We start from the raw sequence: 22,330 nt of genomic DNA, 5'->3' as shown, positions 1-22,330 counted from the left end.
CCTTTTTGTATTTCGCTTAATCTTGTTTTATTAGAAAATCGTGGAAGTGAGCGATGCTATCGAAAAGCCCGTCGTTTTCGTATTGGCTTAATTGTTCGCGGGTGTGTGTGCCGTTGGTAACTCCAAGTGATAATTGGCAGCCGGCATTCTTGCCTTCTCCCAGATCCGATGGTGTGTCGCCAATCTTGATGATCTGACGAACATCGTTCACGTCGCAAAGTTCCATGGCTCTGAAAATCATAAACGGCGACGGGCGTCCTGCCTTTACCTGGTCGCTGCTGATTGAGGCATTGATCAGTCCAGTGCCGGTGTAATTTTTATCCAGCCCCTCGTTCCACCCCAATTTGCTTAGTATAATGTCGGTCACTTTGCGGTAGAACCCTGTGGTCAGTGCTATTTTGACGTCTTTTTTTCTCAGGTAATCAAAAATTTCCAGACTCCCCGGTGTTGGAAGAATTTCGGATTTCAGGTAGTGCGCTTCCAGTGTTTCCCGAAAAATAGCGTAGGAGTCGTCCACCCGCCTGGCAATTTCTTTTTCTGAAGCACCTGTTAATTGTCTGTTCCATAGCGTTTGAAACACGGTCAATTTTGACCATCCCATCATCGAATTGATCTCATCGTTTGTTGCCTGTAATCCGGTTTGGTTGACGGCTTCGAGAAAACAGGACTCTACCTCGTTTTTGTCGACCACGGTAGTCCCGGCCATGTCAAAAACGACCATTTCAAAATTTTTCATTTCCAATTTTTTCTATTTATTGAATAATAGGTATATCACAAGTATTCTGGCTGTTTGTTCCGAATTGTTGATTTTCAGGTGAGGGACGCGTCCGTCAAAAAACAGCGAATCTCCTTCTTCCATCGAAATCGTTTCGTCACCCAGTTTGTATTCGATATTTCCGCTGGCCAGGTAAATGAATTCCATTCCGTCGGTTGTTACCATTTCCCGTTTGGCGTCCGGTTCAAGCAGTAGCAAAACCGCGTTGAATGTGAAATCGCTGAAAGACCGGCTGAAAATTGAGAAATAATTAAATCCGACCGAATCTTCCTTCTCAATCGCTGAATATTCCTCTTTTTTTAATAACATGTAAAACGGCGAATTTGAACCCTGGCCCATCGTTTCGAAAAAGCTGCTGGGGTTCTCGTTTAGCGTTGTTATAATGTTGAACAAAACCGGAAGCGAAGGAATCGTTCGCCCGTTTTCAATGCGAGATAATAAACCTTTACTTATGCCGGATTTTATGGCAAGATCAACCAGTTTCATTTCTTTTTGAAGCCTGATCTCCTTGATCCGTTTTCCGACGTAGTGCACATCTTCGTTATTCATGATGTTTACAAATAGTAAATTTCTTGTTTTAGTTGACATCACAAATTTAAGGAAAAAACAGGTTCTTTGAAAAAGTAGTTAAGTGTTTAATAATTAATTAATAGATGTTAAACCTCGATTTAACTCATGAGGTGTTATTTTAGGCTTCAGTTTAATGGTAAAGTTTAATAATAGTAAACATGGAAGATAAAATACTCCGGGTTGAAGGGGACATCAACCTCACCGAAGGTCGGAAAGTGTGGATGACGGAATTGGCGGATGAGACCGTTGATTTGTTACATCAGGATGCCGGTGCATTTATTCACCAGGCTTTGTCGACACCTTGTCTGGATGTGCTGGACCGGGTTGAGGGCTCTTACCTGATTACCACTTCGGGGAAAAAAATACTGGACTTTCACGGTAATAATTTGCACCAGCTGGGGCATGGTAATCGGGAAGTGGTTGAAGCTGTGTCGAAAATGATGCATAAGCTTCCTTTTTCGCCTCGCCGATATACCAATCGGGTAGCCATTGAATTGGCGGAAAGGTTAACTTCGTTGGCGCCTGGTTTGAACCGGGTTTTGTTTGCTCCGGGAGGATCTGAAGCAAACTCGATGGCATTGAAACTGGCTCGGATTGCAACCGGAAAATTCAAGGTTGTTTCCATGTGGGGTGCTTTTCACGGGGGAGGTCTCGACACGATTTCGGTTGGCGGTGAAGCGCCATTTCGGAAAGGAATCGGGCCGTTGATGACGGGTGTGCAGCATGTTCCGCAGCCCGAGTTTTATCGTCAGCCCTGGAAAGACGATCCGGATCAGAATGTTTATGTAGAGTTGATTCGGCAGGTGTTTGAGAACGAAGGAGATGTCGGTGCGTTGATTGCCGAAACCGTTCGGAATACAGATGTACAGATTCCTTCGAAAAACTTTTGGCAGAAAATTAGGGCTCTTTGCGATGAATATGGAGTTGTATTGATACTAGATGAAATCCCGATTGCGATGGGTAGAACCGGGAAGTTCTTTGCTTTTGAGCACTATGGAATCACACCCGATATTGTCACAATCGGTAAGGCTTTGGGTGGAGGTGTTTTCCCAATGGCCGCGGTGCTGACCAACGATCGTTTCAATGGGGCTGCCGAACATTCGGTGGGCCATTTTACGCACGAGAAATCACCGCTCGGAAGTGCTGCCGGATTGGCTGTTTTGAATTTTATAGAGAAAGAAAGTATTGTGGCCCGCGCGAATGAATTGGGGGCTTTGATGCAAAAGCGCTTGTTGGAAATGAAAGAGCGTTATGAAATAATAGGAGATGTTCGCGGTATTGGATTGTTGTGGGGCGTTGATTTGGTAACGGATCGCGAAACCAAGGAGCGGGCATTTGCCGAAGGCGAGAAAGTGATGTACGATTGCCTGAAAAACGGTTTGAGTTTTAAAGTATCGCAGGGAAGTGTGATCAACCTTTGCCCGCCAATCACAATCTCGCAGGAAGAACTGGAGCAAGCGCTCGGCATCCTGGAAAATGCAATTATAAAAGTGAATAAATAGTGTATGGAAGGAATTAAACTGAAAATTAGCAGTTGGTTGTCGCGACAACCCTCTTGGGTTTTTGCGTTGTATGCGTCGTTTACGGCGTTCTTTGTTTACTCGTGTATGTATGCTTTTCGAAAGCCTTTTACGGTTGGCACCTTCGAAGATTTGAGTCTGTGGGGAGTCGACTACAAGATATGGCTCATCACCTCACAGGTAATTGGGTACACATTAAGTAAGTTTCTGGGCATCAAATATATCTCGGAAATGACCAACAATGCGCGTACCTACTATATTTTGGCGCTTGTTGGTGCTGCAGAGGTCGCATTGTTGCTGTTTTGGGTGGTGCCGCAACCATACAATTTTATTTTCATGTTTTTCAACGGTTTGCCCTTGGGGATGATTTGGGGAGCTGTTTTTAGCTACCTCGAAGGACGCCGGTTAACCGAGTTGCTGGGAGCAGGGTTGTGTGTCAGTTTTATTGTTGCATCCGGAGTTGTCAAAACAGTTGGTGGTCTGGTAATGCTTCATTTTGGGGTAAGCGAATTTGCGATGCCCTTTATTACCGGTTTGATTTTTGCCATCCCCTTGGTTGTTTCGGTTTTCTTCCTCGATGCGGTTCCTCCGCCAACAGCTGAAGACGAACGGCTACGAACCAAACGAGCGCCAATGAACAAGGCTGAGCGCAGAGCATTTTTGGCCAAATTTTCGATCGGTATTTTATTGCTGGTTTTAACCTATGTGTTTCTGACCATCTTCAGGGAATTGCGCGACAATTTTTCTGCAGAAATATGGGATTCGCTCGGGTATGGAAACGATGCATCCATTTTCACTGTGGCCGAATTGCCGGTTGCTGTGTTTACTTTGCTTTCACTGGCTTTGGTAACTTTTGTGCGATCAAATTTCAAAGCTTTCAATATCATTCTGGCTATCATTTTTATCGGTTTTCTGGTTGTCATTGCCTCTACTTTGCTATTCGAAAGGCAATTGATCCAAGGGAAACTGTGGATGATATTGATGGGAATTGGGCTCTATTTGGGCTATGTTCCGTTTAATGCCTTTTTGTACGAGCGGTTAATCTCATCCTTTCGGTACATCAGTAATATTGGATTTTTGATCTATGTGTCCGATGCCTTCGGTTACCTCGGGAGCTTGGGAGTTGTGCTCTACAAAAACTTTTATACGCCAAATATTAGCTGGGTGAAATTCTTTAGTCTCTCCGGGTTTTGGTTTTCGCTCGTGGGACTGGTATTGATGGCGTTGTCGATGGTGTATTTTAACGTCAAATATCGACGTTTCCAAAAGGATGCCATCGGGGCAGAGCAGGAAAAAGATTTGGCGACCGCTCCGGAGTTTTTAATCAACAGAACAAATAAATAAACGAATAAAACGATGGAACTAAATTCATTGCCTGATAATCCTTACTTGTTGTTAACGCCTGGTCCTTTGTCGACCAGCAAAACGGTAAAGGCGGTTATGTTGCGCGACTGGTGTACCTGGGACGACGATTACAACCATAATATTGTACAGGAAATCCGCGGCCGTTTGGTGCAGTTAGCAAGTCGCAATCCGGAAAACTATACTTCTGTGTTGATGCAGGGGAGTGGTAGTTTCGGAGTGGAATCAGTGATTGGTTCGGCTGTACCCGCTGATGGAAAGTTGCTCGTGATTGCCAATGGTGCGTACGGTACCCGAATGGTTCAAATTGCACAAGCGTTGAAAATCAATCACCTGGTTTATGCTTTGTCTGAGGTTAATCCTCCTGAAATCGGAGAACTCAAACGCATGCTGGACGAAAACCCGGATATCACACATCTTGCAGTTGTTCACTGCGAAACCACAACCGGCATTCTGAATCCTGTTCGCGAGGTACTGGCTGAAGCGAAGAGTCGGAATATCGTTTGTATCCTCGATGCCATGAGCAGCTTTGGTGGTATTCCGCTGGATATGAGGGATTGGGGTGCTGATTTTCTGATTAGTTCGCCAAATAAGTGTATTCAGGGAGTGCCTGGTTTTTCATTCATTATCGCCGACAAACATGAGTTGGCGAAATGCGAAGGTCAGGCGCGTTCGTTGTCGCTCGATTTGTACGATCAGTGGAATACGATGGAGAATGGCGGAGGCAAGTGGCGCTTTACATCACCAACGCATGTGGTGCGCGCCTTTTTGCAGGCCTTGTTGGAATTGGAGCAGGAAGGTGGTGTAGAGAAACGCTTTGAGCGATACTGTACGAATCAAAAGACGTTGGTCTCGGGGATGCGGAGTATCGGCTTCGAAACCCTTTTGCCCGATGAATTGCATTCTCCGATCATTACTTCTTTTCGTTCGCCATCATCTGAAAAATATGTGTTCAAGGAATTATATGATCGCCTGAAGGAAAAAGGCTTCGTGATTTACCCCGGAAAAGTGACGCAGGGCGACACTTTCCGTATTGGAAACATCGGCGAAGTTTATCCTTCGGATATGGAAATGCTGGTGCAGACGATCGGTCAGGTTAAATTTTGGTAAGACGAATTCATCCCGCCCGGTTCGGCTGGCATTCAGGTGAAAAGTAATCGGAATGACATTGAAAGATTAAAATATTGCAATTGATTTCCCATTCAGGACGACTATTTTGCGTTGTGACGAAATATGTAGTGTGGGTTATTAAAAACTTATTTTCATGAATATGAAATCCTATTTGTTGGCAGCTCTTGTTTTGGCAATGGGGGCTTGTAAGCCGACAGTTCAAACGGTAAAAGTATTGCAGGTTCCGGGGCGTGATCAGTATTGCAAGATCGATCACGATGGAATAACGGTGTTGCCTTCGGGGCGTTTTGTGACTCCTGTTGGCGAGGTTTTGCCAATAACAAACGATCCGTATGGCATGGCTATTTCGCCCGATGGGAAAAAGGCGGTGACGCTTCACAATGGCGTGATCACAATTGTTGATACCGAAAAGTTGATGGTTCAGCGAGTACCCAGTTACGACGGAAGTGTTCCTTCGCCGTTGGTGAAAGGCTCATATCTGGGGGTGTCGTTTGGTGGCGATTCCCGCTATGTGTACCTCAGCGGAGGCGACAATGGCGATGTTGTAATTTATGATCTTGAAAAGCTCCAAAAGGTGGGTAGCATTTCACTTGATGGAAAATTCAAGGGCGAAGATTTCGAAGATAGTTTTACCTCCGATCTGGTTTATGATCCGGATAAAAACGAGCTTTTGGTGTTGGATCGGGCGAATTTTCGTATGGTTCGGTTAAACCTGGATACGAAAAAAATAACCGGCTCGGTGCGGGTTGGTCGACAGCCTTTTGGTATTGCCATTAGTCCCGATCGAAAGCAGGCATTTGTGGCCAATGTGGGCGTTTATTCTTATCCGCTCATTACCGGGGCAACGCCCGAGAATGTGAAAGATTTGATGATTTCGCATCACCCGTATGGTGAAAATACGCCGGAATCTCGAAACGGCACTTTGGTGGAAGGCAAGCAAATTCCTGGTCTTGGCGATCCCAATAGCCTGGATGCGATGAGCGTTTTCACGATCGACCTTGAACAGGATACGGTGATCAGTAAGTTTAAAACCGGCTACCTGGTTGGTGAAACCGTAGAGGATGCGGAAGTTGTTGGCGGTGCCAGTCCGAACTCAATTGCTGTGGGCCGCGAATATGCCTATGTGACCAATGCTACGAACGATAATGTGGCAATTATTGATTACAGAACACAGGAGCTGGTTGGCCGAATTCCAATTAAAATTGATGATCGGATTGACCATGTGCGCGGGCTACTTCCCTTCGGAATTACTATGTCGAAAGACGAGAAAACACTTTACGTGGCCTTGCTTGGTTTTAATGCTGTTGCGGTAATCGATATCCCTTCCCGGACGACTACTGGATTAATTCCTTCCGGATGGGGACCAACGCGTGTGGAGCTGTCGAATGATGACAAAGATCTTTACATCATTACCTGCCGGGGATGGGGAGCTGGCCCAACGGGCGGACAAGGTTTTGTGGCACCTGTGCAGGGCAGTAATGTGAATCAAATTCAGCTGGGGAGTTTTCAGAAGGTAGCAGTGCCTACGACCGAAAAATTAGCTGAATATACGAAGCAGGCCATTGGCAACACATTCAAAGAAACGGAGGTGGAGGACGATGGAACTAATCCGTTGCCCCCAGTGGCAGGTTTACGTCAAAGTCCGATTAAACACATTGTCTACATAACCAAGGAAAACCGTACCTACGACGAGATTTTCGGACAACTGAAAAATGGCGCTATTGGTGACAGTACCCTGGCTCGCTTCGGCGTAAACAACACTTATACGTTGCCTGATTCGGTGCAGGGATTGTTCCCGAATCTTCGGATTTCTCCGAACCACATCAAGGCCGCTAAGCAGTTTGCTTTTTCCGATAATTATTACTGCGACAGCGATGCTTCGGTGCATGGGCACCACTGGTTGGTTGGCGTCATTCCGAACGAATGGGTGGAAGCCAATGCAGCTACTTCGAAAACGGCCAAGTGGTTCTCCAAAGCTGAAGGCCGGCGTCCGCCACAGACTATTGGAAGTATCGACCCGGAAGATTACGGCGAGATTGGCGGAATGTGGGAAGCTATGGAGCGCCGCGGTGTCGACTTTTACAACTTCGGACAGGCTAACGAGTCGGGGCACGAACGCGAAGAGTGGTACGATACTAATACCGGAGCGGCGCACGCGGTAATGATTCCGATGCCAAAAGCTTTGTTTAAGCGAACCAGTCATAACTATGCCGGTTATAATATGAATATTCCGGATCAGTATCGGATGGATCAGTTTGAAAAAGAGTTTACGGAAAAGTGGATTGACGGGGAATGCGAAATGCCGGCTTTTGTGACCATGATGATTCCGAACGATCACGGAACAGGCCCGCGACCGGAAGATGGTTATCCTTACCGACAATCTTACATGGTTGACAATGATTTGGCAGTGGGACGTGTGCTTCACTTTTTGTCGCGCACCAAATACTGGAAAGACATGCTGGTGATTATCACCGAGGATGATCCGCAGGGTGGAGTTGACCACATCGACGGGCACCGCTCGGTGTTGATGATGGCGGGACCTTACGTGAAGCATGGCTACGTTTCGCACACCCATGCCAATTTTGGTGCTATTCTGAAAACAATCTATAATATCCTGGATGTACCCAATGTCAATCATTTCGATTTGACAGCTTCGTTGTTACAGGACTTCTTTACAGATGAACCGGATTTTACGCCGTACACGTTGGAACGCCATGATAGTCGGATTTTCGATGCTGAGCTTGCAATGAAGAAATACCACAAAACGATTGATTGGACTAAAATTGAACAGGGTCCGGACATGGATGATGTGGATGATGCACGTGAAGACTTTCAGAAAAATTACGATGAGGATTAGCTTGATAGTCAATACAGATTTTCGTTAGGAATACGATAGAAGAGCAGTTCGAAAGAGCTGCTCTTTTTTATTGTCTCAGTTGCCCGCTTCTGAAGGTTTCCCCTGCATTTTTAACTCTGCGTCGTTGGGTGGTTCGTGAAAATTGTAAAAAACAGGGATCGTTCAAATTGAAGAAAAATATTTAAGTTTGCTACTCAAATACGGATTTGGTCGGTTTGCCCAAAAACACAGTTGTCGTTAAACTGCCGCCATTTTGAAAATGTATTGTACAGAATGATTGCATTTTCCGTTTGGGGACGGGACGATAAAAGTAGTTGTTAAACACGGAATAACAGGCTTAATTGTTTAGGGAAAGCAATATCTTGTGAGGGGTGCTCGGTGGAAATTTTATAAAAAGTGAAGCTTAGCTTAACTGAAAATTAATATCAGATTCAAGCATTCGCTCTTTATTGAGGATCATCGGATTAATTCATCTCTAAGTAGTTATTCGACCAATATGCTAATTAGGTATCGTATTTGTAATTTTTTAGTTGTAACATGAATTGAATCATTGATTTGAGGATTTGAAGCTTGTTGGATAAGTTAAGGATACAGAAAGCTTATATGAGTACAGTTGAAGTAAATAAGAGAAAGTATTCAGATTGATGCTCGGAAATCCGATTATATTTGCAAGGATTTATATGTTTATATATTTAAATGTATAAATGAGTACGCGGGCTCGAGTGAATAAATACCTCAAAGACAACTTTAGTTAATTGGAAAATCTGATTTCAAAATATAGACTTTGGTTGGTGGCGATTTTGGTCGTATTTACGGCAGTCGCGGTTACCCAATTTGATCGGTTGAGAATTAATCCCAGCTTCAATGACTACATTCCCGGCGGTGTTGGCAACCATGTCTACATGCAGAAGCTCGACAGCCTGTTTGGAGGTAACGAGAAAATCATGCTGATCCTGACGAACGGTCACGGAATTATTAACCCGGAAACATTTGATCGACTCACAAAACTTACCGATGAATTGGCTGATGTTGACGGTGTAGAGCGTTGCATGTCTATCCGCGATGTTTTGGAGATTAAGCTTGAGGACGGATTTACCTCATTTGATCCGATCATCACAGATATTTCTTCTGATTCTGTTGGGCTGGCAAATCTCGGAAAGCGTTTGCTGACCAACGAAATGGGAAAGCGGTTTGTTTCGAAAGACTTGACAGCTACCGCGATTATTCTTTCGAAATCACCCGATGTTGCTGACAATAAAATTGTACCGGATATTCAACAAGTGATTGATGTGAACCCGGGAGACGATCAAATTTACCTTGGTGGCTTGCCCTACATCCGTCAGTCAATCAAATCGTATATTAAGACAGACTTGCTGACATTGTTACCCGCAGCATTGGTGCTGATGGTACTTATGCTGTATTTTTCGTTTCGGGAATGGAAAGGAGTCGTGTTGCCTTTTGTGGTCGTTATTTTATCGATCGTTTTTTCATTTGGTTTGATGGGCGCACTTGGTTGGGAAATTTCACTGATTTCAGTTTTACTCCCAATTATGTTGATCGCAATTGCCAACGACTATAGTATCCATCTTATCAATTTATACCAGGAAAAGTATCGCGAGGGAAGCGTGACTGGTTTGAAAGAAATTGCTGTGCTGATCAATCGGGAACTCCGAAAGCCAATTGTTATCACGGCTTTAACAACAATCGGCGGTATGTTGGGGCTGCTTTCTCATAAAATGGCTCCAGCGGCACAGTTAGGTATTCTGGCATCATTCGGTATCGGTACGGCGTTGTTGATGAGCCTCTATTTGGTGCCGGTTTTGTTGACCTTTTACCGTAAGCCTAAAGTGAACCGACAAGAAAACGAAGGAAAAATCTCGTTAGTTGACCGGATTTTGAATCGGTTTTCAACCTGGATTTCAAAGGCTCCGAAAACGGTGTTAGGAACTTTTGCCGGGGTTGCGATTTTGAGCGTTGGCGGAATGATGTTGTTGAAAGTTGACACCAACGTAGAAAGCTATTTTACCGGTAAGTCTGATATCAAAAAAGGAATTGAACTGGTCAATCAAAAGTTTGGCGGCTCGCAATATGTTTCTGTCCTTTTTGCCGGAGATGTACTCGCGCCGGAAACATTAAAGCGCATGGATGAGTACACTCAGAAAATGGAAACGGTGAGTGGAATCGGAAACATAATTTCTCCAAGCATTTTCATGCGTGAGCTGAGCAAAGGGCTGAACGAGCCCGGAGAACCGGGTTACGGCCAGTTGCCACAATCGGAGGCAGAGGCCGAGCAATACCTGGAACTGATTTCGATGAGCGGCTACGAAGGGCAGGTTTCGCAGTTTATTGATTACAATTATCAGCACGCCAGGATTCTGGTTAGTTTAACCGACGGAAGTAACCAAACCGGGAAGAAGGTTTTAAAAGCGTTGAAGGACATGACGAAAGGCGATCCGAATGTCGCTTTTATTGCAGGTCCGGGGCTTTCGAAAATCCAAATTGCCGATATGGTCATTCAGGGACAGATATCCTCGATGATCCTGGCATTGCTGATTATCTTTATTTTATTGACAATAATATTCAAATCTTTTGCCGCGGGTACAAAAGGTAGTTTACCTTTGCTCTTATCATCATTGTTCCTTTTTGGACTGATGGGTGTTCTGAATATCCCGCTGGATATTGTTACTGCTTTGTTATCCTCGATTATGATTGGGGTTGGAGTGGATTACACCATCCACTTTCTGTGGCGGTACAAGGCTGAATATATCGTTTGCAAGGACCGAAGCTTAGCTGTGACCAAGACCCTGCAGACCGCAGGGCGTGGAATCGTCTTCAACGCACTGTCAGTGATTGTTGGCTTTTCTGCACTTATTTTTTCAAGTTTTGCTCCCTTGCGCTTCTTTGGTGTTTTGGTGGTCGTGTCAATTTTTGCATGCCTGATTTGCGCGCTGTTGTTGATTCCGGCCATCATTGTTGTTTATAAACCCAAATTCTTAGAATTCTAGAAAATTAGTATACATGAGAAAGTTGATGATTCTTACCGGGCTGATTATTCTAACACTGAAGCTGTTTGCCGGCGAAAGTGTTGAAGCCCGAAAAATATACGAAAGCTCAAAGGAAAAACTGTCGCTCAAAAATGTTCACCTGGTGCTCGATCTGCAAACTTTCGATGCCAAGGGTAATGAGAAGACAAAATCGATGAAAGTTTCGTTCGCTCAGTTTGGTGACGAGAAGAAAGTGATGGTTGAGGTGACAGCTCCTGAAAATATTAACGGTACAAAAATCCTCACCACAGATTCGAAAGATCAACGGGGAATTATTGAGATTTACATGCCGGCTACCGGGAAAATTCAAAAAATTCGCGCAAGTCAGCGAAACTTGAAAATGCTGGGCAGCGAAATCCCAATCAATCAGTTTAGCTCGGTCATCAGTGCCGGAACAAACATGGATATTGTGGGCAAGCAAGAAATAAACGGTGTGCAATGCCACGTCATCAAAATGCATAAAGACGATGAAGATGAGTACGACATGGCATTTGTGTCGGTTGATAAAGAAGAACTGCTGCGCATCGAAACATTCGATTCGAAAGGTAACCTGACAACACAGACGGACCTTTCAGACTACATAAGTGTACGTGGAGCGGAAGCGAAAATGTATCCGCGCGAAATAGAAGTGAAAAATTTTAAAAGTGGTAAGAGTTCCCGTCTGCTTGTTGTTCAGTTGGAATACCTGACCAACGTGAATATCGAGGACTTCAAGCTTGTTTCCGCAAGCTGATTTTCAAAAAAGAACAATACCGGATTTGCCAAGTTAAGATGATATCGCATTCACCTATAGAAACGATTTACTTTATCCTGCCGTTGCTGGGATTTATTATTGGCTTGTTTGGCACGATGCTGGGCGGGGGAGGCGGCTTCTTCTTTTTGCCGATCCTCACGTTGCTTTTGCATGTGCCTACTCAAACAGCAGTAATTACCTCGCTGGTGGCTACTTTGCCGATTGGTTTGGTGGGATCGGCCGGCCATTTTCGGCATCAGAATGTGGATGTGAAAGTGGCACTGATGTTTGCTGCAGTCGGTGTCATCGGCGCTTTTGTTGGGGCTGGTATTACCAGTCGTATAAGTTCGGAGATGTTGAAAACCAGCTTTGGAATCTATTCCATTTTGATGGCTGCGAATATTGTACGCGATACTTATAAAAAGAAGAAAGCCGAAAACAATGGTGAGTGCGTTGAGCTGACCCAAAAAGAGAAAATTGGAAAGACTTCTTTCTTTGGATTTTTTGCAGGAGTGATTACTGGAACATTTGGTACAAGCGGAACGGCGCCGGTTTTGGCCGGATTGTTTTCCCTTCGGATTCCAATTAAACTGGTTATTGGAACGTCATTGCTAATTGTATTGGTGAACACAATTTTTGCCATTGGAGCCCATTTCCTGGTTGGGCAAATCGACTTGACTTTGGTTGGATTTTTAACAGTTGGTTCTGTTGTCGGAGCATTGGCCGGGCCGAAATTGCTTACCAAGTCAAAAGTCAATAAATCGGAAAATAAAGCCAGGTATTGGTACGCTGCCGTCATGGTGGCGCTGGGAGTTTTAATGATTGTTGGATAAGTTTAAAAAAAGAGATGATTCAAACGATTTACATTATCATATTGGTCTACTTTGTGCTGGGAGGAATCGGTTTTTACCTGATTAACCGCAAAAAGGATCCTGCCGTTGCACGGGAAAGTTATACGAAGTTTATTGCCTACTTTTTCATTATCAATATTCTGTTTTTCAGTATTGTACTCAATCCGGTTGTTTTCCGGTACCTGGCGCTTGTTATTGGACTGGTCGGAGTTGTCGAGTTATTTCGCCTGTTTAATCGACGGAATCTGGAGAACAAAGTATTCTTCGGCTTTTCACTGCTTTTGTATTTCGTGCTCACAATCGGCTTTTTCCTGTTCAGTGGTTTGTCGAAAGAATTGATTCTGTTCTCGTTCCTGGTACTTTCGATTTTCGACGCATTCAGCCAGATTAGTGGACAGCTGTTTGGGAAAACGAGAATTCTGCCCGAAATAAGTCCGAATAAGACGTTGGGTGGAGTTGTTGGCGGCGCTTTGTTTGCCGTTGCCAGCGCTTTTGTATTAAAAAGATTGTACGATGGAAGCTGGCTCGAGTCGGTGCTTTTAGCTGCCGGGATCGTTGTTTTCGCCTTCCTGGGCGATATTGCCGCATCGTACTACAAACGAAAATATCAAGTAAAAGACTACAGTAAGTTAATTCCCGGTCACGGTGGTTTTCTCGACCGCTTCGATAGCCTCATTGCGGGTGGAGCCTGGGTTGCTTTCTGTGTTTATGTGTTAAACTTTTAAAGGGATCTGAAACGAAATGGGAAATGTCGTTGTTCTATCGGTTTTATATTTAATAGGAATTGTATTGCTATTGGCATTTAACGAGTTGAATTATCGCAGGTTGAACCTCAAGGGGGAATTCACGCGTAAGTTTGCTCACCTTGTCGCAACCCTAGCAGTCATTCCTTTGCCTTACATATTTCCATCGCACTGGTACATTTTGATATTGGCCTTGCTGTTTTTTGCAGCTTTGTTCATTACCCAGTACAGTAAGCAATTGAAGTCAATTCACGATATCGAGCGTAAATCCATCGGTAGTTACTTGCTTCCTTTGTCGATTTATGTTACCTTTTTGATCTCCAGTTTGCTGGATAATAAGTTGCTGTATATTCTGCCTATGTTAATTCTTGCGGTTTGCGACCCCATGGCTGCCATCCTCGGGATCAATATCAAGAATTACAACGGACGCATTAAAATTTTCGGACATAAGCTGAATAAGACATGGCTCGGTTCAGGAGCCTTCCTGGTGACGAGTTTCATCATTAGCATTATTGCACTTTATTTTCATAAAGAAGTCTTCGATTTCCACACGTTTTGGCTCGCAGCACTGATTGCAGTTGCCAGTACACTCGGAGAATTAATGAGTTGGAGAGGATCGGACAATTTATCGATACCGCTTAGTGTGGTGCTGGTTTTAGTCCTGTTTATGTAAACATTTTGAATGAAATTTGAGTTTAAATGATTAAGATATAATTACAGCCTGAAAACAAACAAGTTAAAAGAAAAAAGCTAAAAATTACTTTCATGAAGAGAATTATAATCAATGGAGCCAACGGCTATGTTGCATCAAACTTTATAGAAGAGTTGTTGCAGCAAAACTACGAGGTTATCGCTTTGGTTCGGGGAAACGATAAGAACCCGGCTGAGAAGCGAATGCAGAAAGCGATGATTGAAATAACGCAAGGTGCGTTTAAGAAGCCGGAGAATCTGAAAATCCTGGATTACTCGCTGCTGGATGAAAACTTCGGTATTGAAGAACAAACGTTGAAGGAACTTTTCGATGGGGAAGTGGATTACTACCATTTTGCAGCCAGTCTCAAATATGATTTCAAAGCAAAAGATGAAATCTTCCAAACCAACATGGACGGTGTTCAAAACTCAGTTCGGGTATTCTCGAAATTTGCAGGCAAAGAGTGTCGTTTCTTCTTTGTAAGTACTGCTTATTCGTGCGGTAAATTTGACGGCATGTTCGAAGAGAAGTTTTACGAAAATGCAGACATCTCTGAGTTTCGTAATTACTATGAACAATCGAAACGCTTTGCCGAAAACCTGATCCGTAAGCACATGGAAAATGAAGGATTGAAAGGTCATATCCTGCGTTTATCACAGGTTGTTGGTAACAGCAAAACCGGTGTAACCGCTACTGACTATGGTATCTTCGATTTTTCTCGACGGATTCAAAGTTTGGCTAATCGCCATGCAAATCTGAAACTGAGGGTAAAAGTTGATCCGGAATCGACTCAGAACCTGATTCCGATTGACACCGTTGTGACTTACCTGATGCAGACGGTGAAGGTGAAAGAACTCCCGGTAATCATGAATATGGTTGCTAAACGTGCAATCAAGAATCAATTTATTTTGAAGACTTTGGGTGAGTTGCTGCCTATTGAGCTGATTCCGCAAATGGATTTGGAGAAAGCGGAAATGGACGCTTACGAGCGGATTATTTCAATCGGTATGTCGTTTACCGCCAGCTACACCGGTACGAATCTTTCATTCGATACCACCAAGCTGGACGAAGGCTTACAGGTTGAGGTTGATAACCTAAGCGATGACTCCGTGCGGTTAATGCTGGAAAATTTCCTTGGGAACGCAACAGACAAGAAAGCGCAAGTCGCTTGTTAATCAAATTGAACAACAGAAAAATGAAACAATTAACAGTTAGAGGGGAGAAGATCCTGAATGTGCCGAATTTTATTAGTTTTTACCGGCTGCTGGCTTTCCCCGTCATATTTTACTTCGCATTAACCGGACAGGAAAAATGGTATGTCATCTTGCTTTGCATTAGCTTGGTAAGTGATGTGCTTGACGGAAATATTGCCCGTTTTTTCAAACTTCAAACGAACTTTGGAGCTGCTCTCGATAACCTGGCCGACATTTGTACTTACGCCATGGCCCTGTTGGGGCTGTTCATCTTTAAGTGGACGGATATTGAACCGCATGCCTGGCTGTTGTACCTATTCCTGACGGTTTTTGTGCTCAGCTATATCGTGGCGTTTACCCGTTTTGGTAAAATACCCGGTTTGCACCTTTATTCGGCTGTTTCGGCCGGCTACATTCAAAGTATATTCTTTTTTATTCTTTTCGTTTTTGGCTTTTACACCTGGATGTATTACCTGGCCGTTGGCTGGGGAGTAATTGCCTATGTCGAAAAGATTTTTGTTCTGCTAAAGCTTGACGATATCCGTATCGGTGTGAAAGGGCTTTACTGGCTTATGAAAAGCGAGAAAAGCAGACAATAAATTCAGCCCAATGTCAAGGATATTTACTATCGCCATTTTTCTGGTCGTTGTAAGTTCCGGGGTTTTCGCACAAGGTATTTCCGGTGTTGTGGTGGATGCTGCAACAAAGGAAGCCATTCCTTTTGCCAACATTTGGATTAAAGGAACGATGCAGGGAACCCAGTCGGATCTGGATGGACGTTTTTCAATAAACGGGCCCAAAGGTGATACGCTAGCGGTTTCGACTGTGGGCTACGTCGAGCAGGAATTTCTTCTCAGTAAAGTTGGGAGGGAACTGCGGGTTGAACTGAAACAGGATGTCAAGCAAATTGACGAGGTGACGGTTAAGTCGGAAGTTCCTTTTGCCCGGGTGGTTTTCAACCTCATTCAGAAGAATAAGAAAGAAAACCGGGATCGGTTGGCAAATGTCAAGAACTACAAGTCGATTGAAAATACGACGGTTTATATTGCTGTGGATACAACAGCGAAGGTGAGCCGCTTCTTCGACAACATGTCCGATATAACGGTCAGTTTGGAAGGACATGACATGCAGTTTTCGCCAATTTACCTGGCAGAGAAAGGCGAAGATGTTTCAGCGGATTCGGTGAAAGTGGCTTATTTGAAGAAGGACGGGATTTTCCCGCGTTCTGAATCGTTCATCGAAAGTTTTGTGTTGAAAAATGTGGCGGTCTCGATGGACTTTTACGACGAGAATATCCAGATCATGGATCGGGGATACGTGTCGCCGATTAGTCGTTCCGCTTTGTTGTACTACAATTACTATTTCAACGATACCATCTATCAGAACGGGCACAAGTTTTACCAGCTGACCTATGCTCCGAAAAACCTGCGCAATCCGCTGTTTTCGGGTAGTTTCACAGTTGATGCAGAAACCTATGCTTTAACGAAGATTGATGCTTACATTTCGGAAAAGGCGAACCTGAACTTTATCAATGGGTTTCGCGGAAGCGTAGTGTATCAAACCGACCAGGAGGGTAATTACTTTTTCGATGAGCAGAAAGTGGACATCAACATGTCGTTGTTTGCCAATAAAGATTCGACGACTAGTTACGCCTCCAAGCGGCTGGAAAGTGTGTCGAGCGGGAACTGGCTGATCAATAAAACAACCAGTTATTCCACTTCACCTCGGCTGGCGGATGTGAAAGCCAAAGATTGGAAAACACAGCCCGAGTTCGCGGTTGACCAGTTGGATGCCGAAACCTATCAAAGTGTTGACAACCTGAAGAAGCAGCCGATTGTCAAGAATGTTGATAAAGTAGGGGGCGTGGCGCTCACGAGTTTCTTCAACATGGGGAAAATTGATGTCGGGCCGGTCTTCGATATTTATTCGACCAACAAGATTGAAGGGAATCGGATTACCATTCCGCTGCGCACGAGCGAGCAAATGTTTGAGCGTTTCTCCGTCGGTGGATTTCTCGGTTACGGAACCGCGAACAAGGAATTTAAGTACGGCGCCAATTTCGACTTTCAACCCGGCGAGACGGATAAATTTTTGTTTCGGTTCAAATACTTTAACGACTATAACCTGATTTCGCAGGATCGCTTTTTGCGTTTCGTCAAGCACAATCCCAACAATAAAGGGAACAGTAACTTCATTGCTGTTTTTACAACAAAGGAAAAGAACCCTTATTTGAAGGAGGAAAAATACCTGGAGGGACGGATTGAATACAACGCGCCAAGCGATATCCATTTGGAGGCATCGCCCTACGTGAACTGGAACTATGCCACGCCTTATGTGTCGTTTACCAAGGATGGGGTTCCGTACAATAAATATACGAACTACGGCGTGCTGGTTGATGCGCGTTTTGCCTTCGGACAGCACTACGACCGTTATTTCTTTGATCGGATTTATTACGTCGACCCGATTCCGGTGATTGATGTCGGAGCAGATATTGGCCGTTTGTCAGTTCCGGGAATGGAGGACGACCTTGGATTTTATGCACGTTTCCATTCTTCTATTCAAGGTCGAATTTTGCTTGGGCAAATGTTTGTCAACTACATGCTGAATGGTGGCTACCTCTTTGGTGATGCACCCTTCGATCAGTTGGATCTGCCGGTTGGATCGATGTCGTTGGGCTATGCCAAGTTCCGTTTCAACCTGTTGCATCATGCTTCATTTGCACACAACGTGTATACCAACTTGCATGCGCACCTGAATGGGGGAGGTGTGTTGCTGAACCGGGTTCCATTGGTTCGGAAACTAAAGTTACGTGAAGTGGTGTCGCTGAAGGTGCATTACGGGAAGCTGACTGATTCATACAAGGGCGTCTTCGATTTACCCGAATATTACGATAACAGTAAAAATGCGCCCTACGCCGAGATTGGTTTTGGTGTAACCAATATTTTTAAGGTGCTTCGCGTAGAATATGTGCGGCAACTGGGAGGAACCTATCGCAATAGTGATTTTACGTATAAAAATGGTATCTTTTTCCGCACAGAAATGAGTTTTTAGTTGCCGGATAAAAAACTAGGAATGAAAAACCTCAAAAATAAAGTTGTTTGGATTACGGGTGCATCTTCGGGAATCGGAGAGGCACTGGCTTACGAATTTGCCCGCGAAGGAGCTTTATTGGTACTGTCGGCCCGCAACCAGGCAAAATTGGAAGAGGTTCGTGAAAAATGCCTTCAGTACACGTCGAAATGTTGGGTGCAGCCTGCTGATTTATCAAAGACGGATGAAATTGCCAATCTGGTAGATTCGGTTATCGCACAAACCGGACGCATTGATTTTCTGATCAACAATGCCGGACGCAGCCAGCGTTCCCTGGCGAAAGACACACCGGTGTCGATTGACCGGCAGGTGATGGAACTGAACTTTTTTAGTATAATTGCTTTATCGAAACAGGTGCTGCAACAAATGCTGCAACAAGGTTCCGGTCATTTGGTGGTAATCAGCAGCATTACCGGTAAATTTGGTTTTCCGTGGCGCACGGCCTACAGCGCGTCCAAGCATGCTTTGCAAGGCTATTTTGAAGCTTTGCGTGCCGAATTGGTGAATGAGCATGTTGATGTGACGATTGTTTCGCCGGGAAGAGTGAATACAAACGTATCGAAAAACGCGATTACGGAAAGCGGAGAGGCCTACAACAAGATGGATGACGGGCAGTCAAACGGTATGCCTGCTGACGAATGTGCTGTTCAAATTGTAAAGGCGATCAAAAAGAACCGGAAAGAAGTGCTTGTGGGAAAGAAAGAGTTGCTGATGGTTCATATCCGTCGTTTTTTGCCGGCCCTGTTCTACAAGATGGTAACTAACATTAAAAATTAGGGCGTAAGCTCGTTTAATACACCCTTTATGAAGAAAAATATTAGCGGCATCCAGCAAGTTGGTGTTGGAGTAGTGAATGCCCGGGAGGCCTGGAAGTGGTACCGAAAGGTGTTTGGCATGGACATTAATGTGTTTGAAGACACCGCGACAGCGAAGTTGATGAAGCACTATACAAATGGTCAGGAGTGTGACCGTTACGCCGCATTGGCCATGAACATGGAAGGTGGAGGTGGTTTCGAGATTTGGCAACATACCCAAATCAGCCCGAAAGCTCCCGTGTTTGATGTGAAGTTGGGCGACACGGGTATCTTCATTGTCAAAATGAAGTGCCACGACGTTGCAAAAGCGTACACTGCTCACAAAGCCGCCGGAGTAGATCTGTTAAGTGAGTTGACGAAGGATCCGCAAGGAAATTCACATTACTACCTGAAAGATCCGTACAACAATATTTTCGAGGTGGTTGAAGATCATCATATTTACATGATGCAAAAATCGCAGACCGGCGGTGTTGCCGGAACCGTGATTGGTGTATCGGATATTGAAGAGGCCCAAAAAGTTTATGCGGATATTTTGGAGTACAGTGAAGTTGTTTACGATAAATCCGGCGTGTTCGACGATTTTGCTGTTCTGCCTGGCGGAAACGAAAAATATCGCCGTGTGTTGTTGAAACACAAACCACGCACCGGACCTTTCAGCAAAATTTTAGGTCCTACCCAAATCGAGTTGGTGCAGGCCCTGGAGCGCAAACCCGATCATATTTTCAGAGACCGTATTTGGGGCGAATTGGGCTACATTCACCTTTGTTTCGATATTCAGGGAATGGAATTGCTGCAAAAGGAATGTGAACAGAAAGGTTTTCCTTTCACCGTCAATAGCGCCGACAGTTTCGACATGGGCGTAGCCGCAGGTCATTTTTCATACATCTCCGATCCGGACGGTACGCCAATCGAGTTTGTTGAAACGCACAAGCTGCCGATTATCGAAAAGCTCGGCTGGTACATGAACCTGAAAGGACGAGACCCGAAAAAATCGCTGCCCGACTGGATGGTCAAAACACTTCGGTTTAACCGCGTAAAAGATTAAAAGATCATCACGATAATATTCAAAAGCATCTCCAATGGAGGTGCTTTTTTTATGATAGCTTTTGGATAAGAAAACTGCTTCAATAACAGCTGCTACTTTTTATAAAGCATAATTGTAATTTTCAAAAAATCTTCTATATTCGTTGTTATCCAACAACAACTGAATAGCGAACAACATTGCACGCAGAGGAAAAAATTACTGACGATGCGCTTGTGAATCAAGTTCGGAATGGAAATCTGCAGGCATTCCATTTATTGTATGATAAATACAGCCTGAGAGTGTACCACTTCTCGAAAAAATATTTGCAGGAAAAGCAGGATGCTGAGGATGTATTGAATGAGGTGTTTTTAAAAATCTGGGAGAACCGGGAAACGCTGAAGACAGACACATCTTTTCAGTCGTACCTGTTTACGATTGCCTACAACAACATCCGGAAACGATATTTGAAGAAATGTCGCGAACAACGCTATTTGCGCGAGTTTGCGACGGAGTATCTGGCAGTGACTGCTAAAAATGAGGAAGAACTCGATTACAAACGTTTTATGCAGAAATTCCGGAAACTAGCCGATGAGTTGCCCGAGCGTCGACGTGAAATCTTCCTGCTTCGCTACCAACACGAATTGAAAAACGGCGAAATAGCCCGACGCTTAAGTTTGTCGGAGCAGTTTGTCAAAAATCAGTTGTCAATCGCCCGCAAGTTTTTACTTTCAGCCATGTCTTCTGATCGCGAAATCACCGAGTTTTATTTCTTCTTCCTGTTTTATCAATAAAATTTTTTGAAAAAAGATTGAATTGAAGAGGTACGTTTTTTCCGCTTGAGGATATAACCGGTAAAACTAAACCTCAAAAATGACTATTGAAAAAAATCGAATAAACCGCCTTTTTCACCAGAAAGGTAGCTTAGCCGACCATCGAAAACTCGGTGAATATTTTGCCGGGTCAGATTCGAATGAGGAAGTAAAAGAGGTTTTTCGGGATCAATGGAGAAACCTGGATGTTCAACCGGAGCAGGAGTTTGACGCCAGCCGGAATTTCTACAAGTTGTTGTCGTTGATATCGGTCTCCGAAACCAACCGGGAGCGTAAAAATCGCCTGCTTTTCCGCGCAAGTCAAGTTGCTGCAATACTGGTCGTTGGGATTTTAATTGCAGGAGCTATCTATTTTTCAGCGGGCCGTTCCGACTCATCTGCCTCACATCCAATCCAATTTTATTCACACAATGGTTTCCGAAGTCAATTTGTTTTGCCCGACGGCACAACAGGTTGGTTGGGATACAATTCCACACTGAAATATTCTACCGAAGATAACTCAGTGCGCACAGTTGAACTGGATGGTCTGGCCTATTTTGATGTGGTTCATCTGGATCGTGATCATCCGTTTCGGGTAGAGACACCGTCGAAACTGGCGATTGAGGTTTTGGGAACACGCTTCAATGTGGCCTCTTATTCCGCCGAAAACACATGTGAGATCGTACTTGAGCAGGGAAGTGTTCAGTTATCGATGAGCGAGAAACCCGTAGAAAAGCTATTGCCCAACGAGCGGATAGTTTACAATATTTCCGAAAACACCATATCTAAATCTGTCGTTAAGGTCGACGATTTTTTGGCCTGGAAAGACGGCCGGCTTGTACTGAAAGATATTCCGCTGGAGGAAGCCTGTGTGAAGTTGAGCCGGTTTTACAATACGGACATTGAATTGGGATCGCCCGAGCTGAAGGATAAGAAGATACGATTGGTTCTGGAGGACGAGACACTCGATGAAGCATTGGCTTTGATTGCAACGCTTTTCCCGGTTAAATACGAGGTTGTTGAACGCAGCCAGTCGGAAAATGACAGTTTCACGAAGAAAAAAATAATACTAAAACTAAAATAGAAAAATGTACGATACGGACTAAAACAGAAAAGCAGGAA

The 22,330-nt window shown here is 44.3% G+C and carries 18 protein-coding genes; 16 read left to right on the top strand and 2 right to left on the bottom strand.

Going from position 1 to position 22,330, the window contains the following annotated elements:
- Positions 1-16: 16 nt before the first annotated feature.
- On the bottom strand, positions 17-736 hold the full coding sequence (locus BC643_RS16785; RefSeq protein ID WP_120274426.1) for an HAD hydrolase-like protein: 720 nt from the start codon (positions 734-736) through the stop codon (positions 17-19).
- A 12-nt stretch (positions 737-748) separates the two neighbouring features.
- A complete protein-coding gene (locus BC643_RS16780) occupies positions 749-1,324 on the bottom strand; it encodes a helix-turn-helix domain-containing protein (RefSeq protein ID WP_170154592.1) in 576 nt (191 codons plus the stop codon).
- 179 nt (positions 1,325-1,503) lie between these two features.
- Here BC643_RS16780 and BC643_RS16775 point away from each other — a divergent pair, with 179 nt between their 5' ends.
- The 16 genes from BC643_RS16775 to BC643_RS16700 all read left to right on the top strand — a co-directional run bounded on the left by BC643_RS16775 (position 1,504) and on the right by BC643_RS16700 (position 22,292).
- Complete coding sequence (locus tag BC643_RS16775; protein WP_120274424.1) at positions 1,504-2,847, top strand: aspartate aminotransferase family protein; 1,344 nt, start codon at positions 1,504-1,506, stop codon at positions 2,845-2,847.
- Positions 2,848-2,850: 3 nt separating this feature from the next.
- Positions 2,851-4,209, top strand: a complete 1,359-nt coding sequence (locus tag BC643_RS16770) for a DUF5690 family protein (RefSeq protein ID WP_211338125.1) — start codon at positions 2,851-2,853, stop codon at positions 4,207-4,209.
- Positions 4,210-4,221: 12 nt separating this feature from the next.
- Positions 4,222-5,337 (top strand): 2-aminoethylphosphonate--pyruvate transaminase, encoded by a 1,116-nt coding sequence (gene phnW, locus BC643_RS16765; protein WP_120274423.1) that lies wholly within the window; start codon positions 4,222-4,224, stop codon positions 5,335-5,337.
- Between the two features lie 154 nt (positions 5,338-5,491).
- A complete protein-coding gene (locus BC643_RS16760; RefSeq protein WP_211338124.1) occupies positions 5,492-8,215 on the top strand; it encodes a bifunctional YncE family protein/alkaline phosphatase family protein in 2,724 nt (907 codons plus the stop codon).
- A 755-nt stretch (positions 8,216-8,970) separates the two neighbouring features.
- Positions 8,971-11,220 (top strand): efflux RND transporter permease subunit, encoded by a 2,250-nt coding sequence (locus BC643_RS16755; RefSeq protein WP_245995010.1) that lies wholly within the window; start codon positions 8,971-8,973, stop codon positions 11,218-11,220.
- Between the two features lie 13 nt (positions 11,221-11,233).
- Entirely contained in the window at positions 11,234-11,992 is a 759-nt protein-coding gene (locus tag BC643_RS16750) for an outer membrane lipoprotein-sorting protein (RefSeq protein ID WP_120274422.1), read from the top strand.
- A 38-nt stretch (positions 11,993-12,030) separates the two neighbouring features.
- Positions 12,031-12,825 carry a sulfite exporter TauE/SafE family protein gene (locus BC643_RS16745; protein ID WP_120274421.1) on the top strand — a complete coding sequence of 265 codons (795 nt, stop codon included), beginning with the start codon at positions 12,031-12,033 and terminating at the stop codon, positions 12,823-12,825.
- A gap of 14 nt (positions 12,826-12,839) precedes the next feature.
- On the top strand, positions 12,840-13,568 hold the full coding sequence (locus tag BC643_RS16740) for a phosphatidate cytidylyltransferase (protein ID WP_120274420.1): 729 nt from the start codon (positions 12,840-12,842) through the stop codon (positions 13,566-13,568).
- A 16-nt stretch (positions 13,569-13,584) separates the two neighbouring features.
- Positions 13,585-14,259: a phosphatidate cytidylyltransferase gene (locus BC643_RS16735; protein WP_120274419.1), complete on the top strand. Its 675-nt coding sequence runs from the start codon at positions 13,585-13,587 to the stop codon at positions 14,257-14,259.
- 92 nt (positions 14,260-14,351) lie between these two features.
- On the top strand, positions 14,352-15,452 hold the full coding sequence (locus BC643_RS16730) for an SDR family oxidoreductase (protein ID WP_120274418.1): 1,101 nt from the start codon (positions 14,352-14,354) through the stop codon (positions 15,450-15,452).
- Positions 15,453-15,472: 20 nt separating this feature from the next.
- The gene (locus BC643_RS16725; protein ID WP_120274695.1) at positions 15,473-16,069 is read left to right on the top strand and encodes a CDP-alcohol phosphatidyltransferase family protein; all 597 of its coding nucleotides are present in this window, start codon (positions 15,473-15,475) and stop codon (positions 16,067-16,069) included.
- A 10-nt stretch (positions 16,070-16,079) separates the two neighbouring features.
- Positions 16,080-18,521, top strand: a complete 2,442-nt coding sequence (locus BC643_RS16720; RefSeq protein WP_120274417.1) for a DUF5686 and carboxypeptidase-like regulatory domain-containing protein — start codon at positions 16,080-16,082, stop codon at positions 18,519-18,521.
- 21 nt (positions 18,522-18,542) lie between these two features.
- Positions 18,543-19,337 (top strand): SDR family oxidoreductase, encoded by a 795-nt coding sequence (locus tag BC643_RS16715; RefSeq protein WP_120274694.1) that lies wholly within the window; start codon positions 18,543-18,545, stop codon positions 19,335-19,337.
- Positions 19,338-19,364: 27 nt separating this feature from the next.
- Complete coding sequence (locus BC643_RS16710) at positions 19,365-20,420, top strand: VOC family protein (protein WP_120274416.1); 1,056 nt, start codon at positions 19,365-19,367, stop codon at positions 20,418-20,420.
- A gap of 176 nt (positions 20,421-20,596) precedes the next feature.
- Complete coding sequence (locus BC643_RS16705; RefSeq protein ID WP_120274415.1) at positions 20,597-21,190, top strand: RNA polymerase sigma factor; 594 nt, start codon at positions 20,597-20,599, stop codon at positions 21,188-21,190.
- 79 nt (positions 21,191-21,269) lie between these two features.
- Positions 21,270-22,292 (top strand): FecR family protein, encoded by a 1,023-nt coding sequence (locus BC643_RS16700; protein ID WP_120274414.1) that lies wholly within the window; start codon positions 21,270-21,272, stop codon positions 22,290-22,292.
- Positions 22,293-22,330: the final 38 nt, after the last annotated feature.

The organism is Mangrovibacterium diazotrophicum, assembly GCF_003610535.1.
GTDB lineage: Bacteria > Bacteroidota > Bacteroidia > Bacteroidales > Prolixibacteraceae > Mangrovibacterium > Mangrovibacterium diazotrophicum.
The sequence above is the reverse complement of the archived record's forward strand: the minus strand, read 5'-3'. Positions and strand labels throughout refer to the sequence as shown.

Bases quoted from the DNA above. Each gene is read 5' to 3' on its own strand.
- BC643_RS16785 (WP_120274426.1), bottom strand. From the start codon at position 736: ATGAAAAATTTTGAAATGGTCGTTTTTGACATGGCCGGGACTACCGTG.
- BC643_RS16780 (WP_170154592.1), bottom strand. From the start codon at position 1,324: ATGAATAACGAAGATGTGCACTACGTCGGAAAACGGATCAAGGAGATC.
- BC643_RS16775 (WP_120274424.1), top strand. From the start codon at position 1,504: ATGGAAGATAAAATACTCCGGGTTGAAGGGGACATCAACCTCACCGAA.
- BC643_RS16770 (WP_211338125.1), top strand. From the start codon at position 2,851: ATGGAAGGAATTAAACTGAAAATTAGCAGTTGGTTGTCGCGACAACCC.
- phnW (WP_120274423.1), top strand. From the start codon at position 4,222: ATGGAACTAAATTCATTGCCTGATAATCCTTACTTGTTGTTAACGCCT.
- BC643_RS16760 (WP_211338124.1), top strand. From the start codon at position 5,492: ATGAATATGAAATCCTATTTGTTGGCAGCTCTTGTTTTGGCAATGGGG.
- BC643_RS16750 (WP_120274422.1), top strand. From the start codon at position 11,234: ATGAGAAAGTTGATGATTCTTACCGGGCTGATTATTCTAACACTGAAG.
- BC643_RS16745 (WP_120274421.1), top strand. From the start codon at position 12,031: ATGATATCGCATTCACCTATAGAAACGATTTACTTTATCCTGCCGTTG.
- BC643_RS16740 (WP_120274420.1), top strand. From the start codon at position 12,840: ATGATTCAAACGATTTACATTATCATATTGGTCTACTTTGTGCTGGGA.
- BC643_RS16735 (WP_120274419.1), top strand. From the start codon at position 13,585: ATGGGAAATGTCGTTGTTCTATCGGTTTTATATTTAATAGGAATTGTA.
- BC643_RS16730 (WP_120274418.1), top strand. From the start codon at position 14,352: ATGAAGAGAATTATAATCAATGGAGCCAACGGCTATGTTGCATCAAAC.
- BC643_RS16725 (WP_120274695.1), top strand. From the start codon at position 15,473: ATGAAACAATTAACAGTTAGAGGGGAGAAGATCCTGAATGTGCCGAAT.
- BC643_RS16720 (WP_120274417.1), top strand. From the start codon at position 16,080: ATGTCAAGGATATTTACTATCGCCATTTTTCTGGTCGTTGTAAGTTCC.
- BC643_RS16715 (WP_120274694.1), top strand. From the start codon at position 18,543: ATGAAAAACCTCAAAAATAAAGTTGTTTGGATTACGGGTGCATCTTCG.
- BC643_RS16710 (WP_120274416.1), top strand. From the start codon at position 19,365: ATGAAGAAAAATATTAGCGGCATCCAGCAAGTTGGTGTTGGAGTAGTG.
- BC643_RS16700 (WP_120274414.1), top strand. From the start codon at position 21,270: ATGACTATTGAAAAAAATCGAATAAACCGCCTTTTTCACCAGAAAGGT.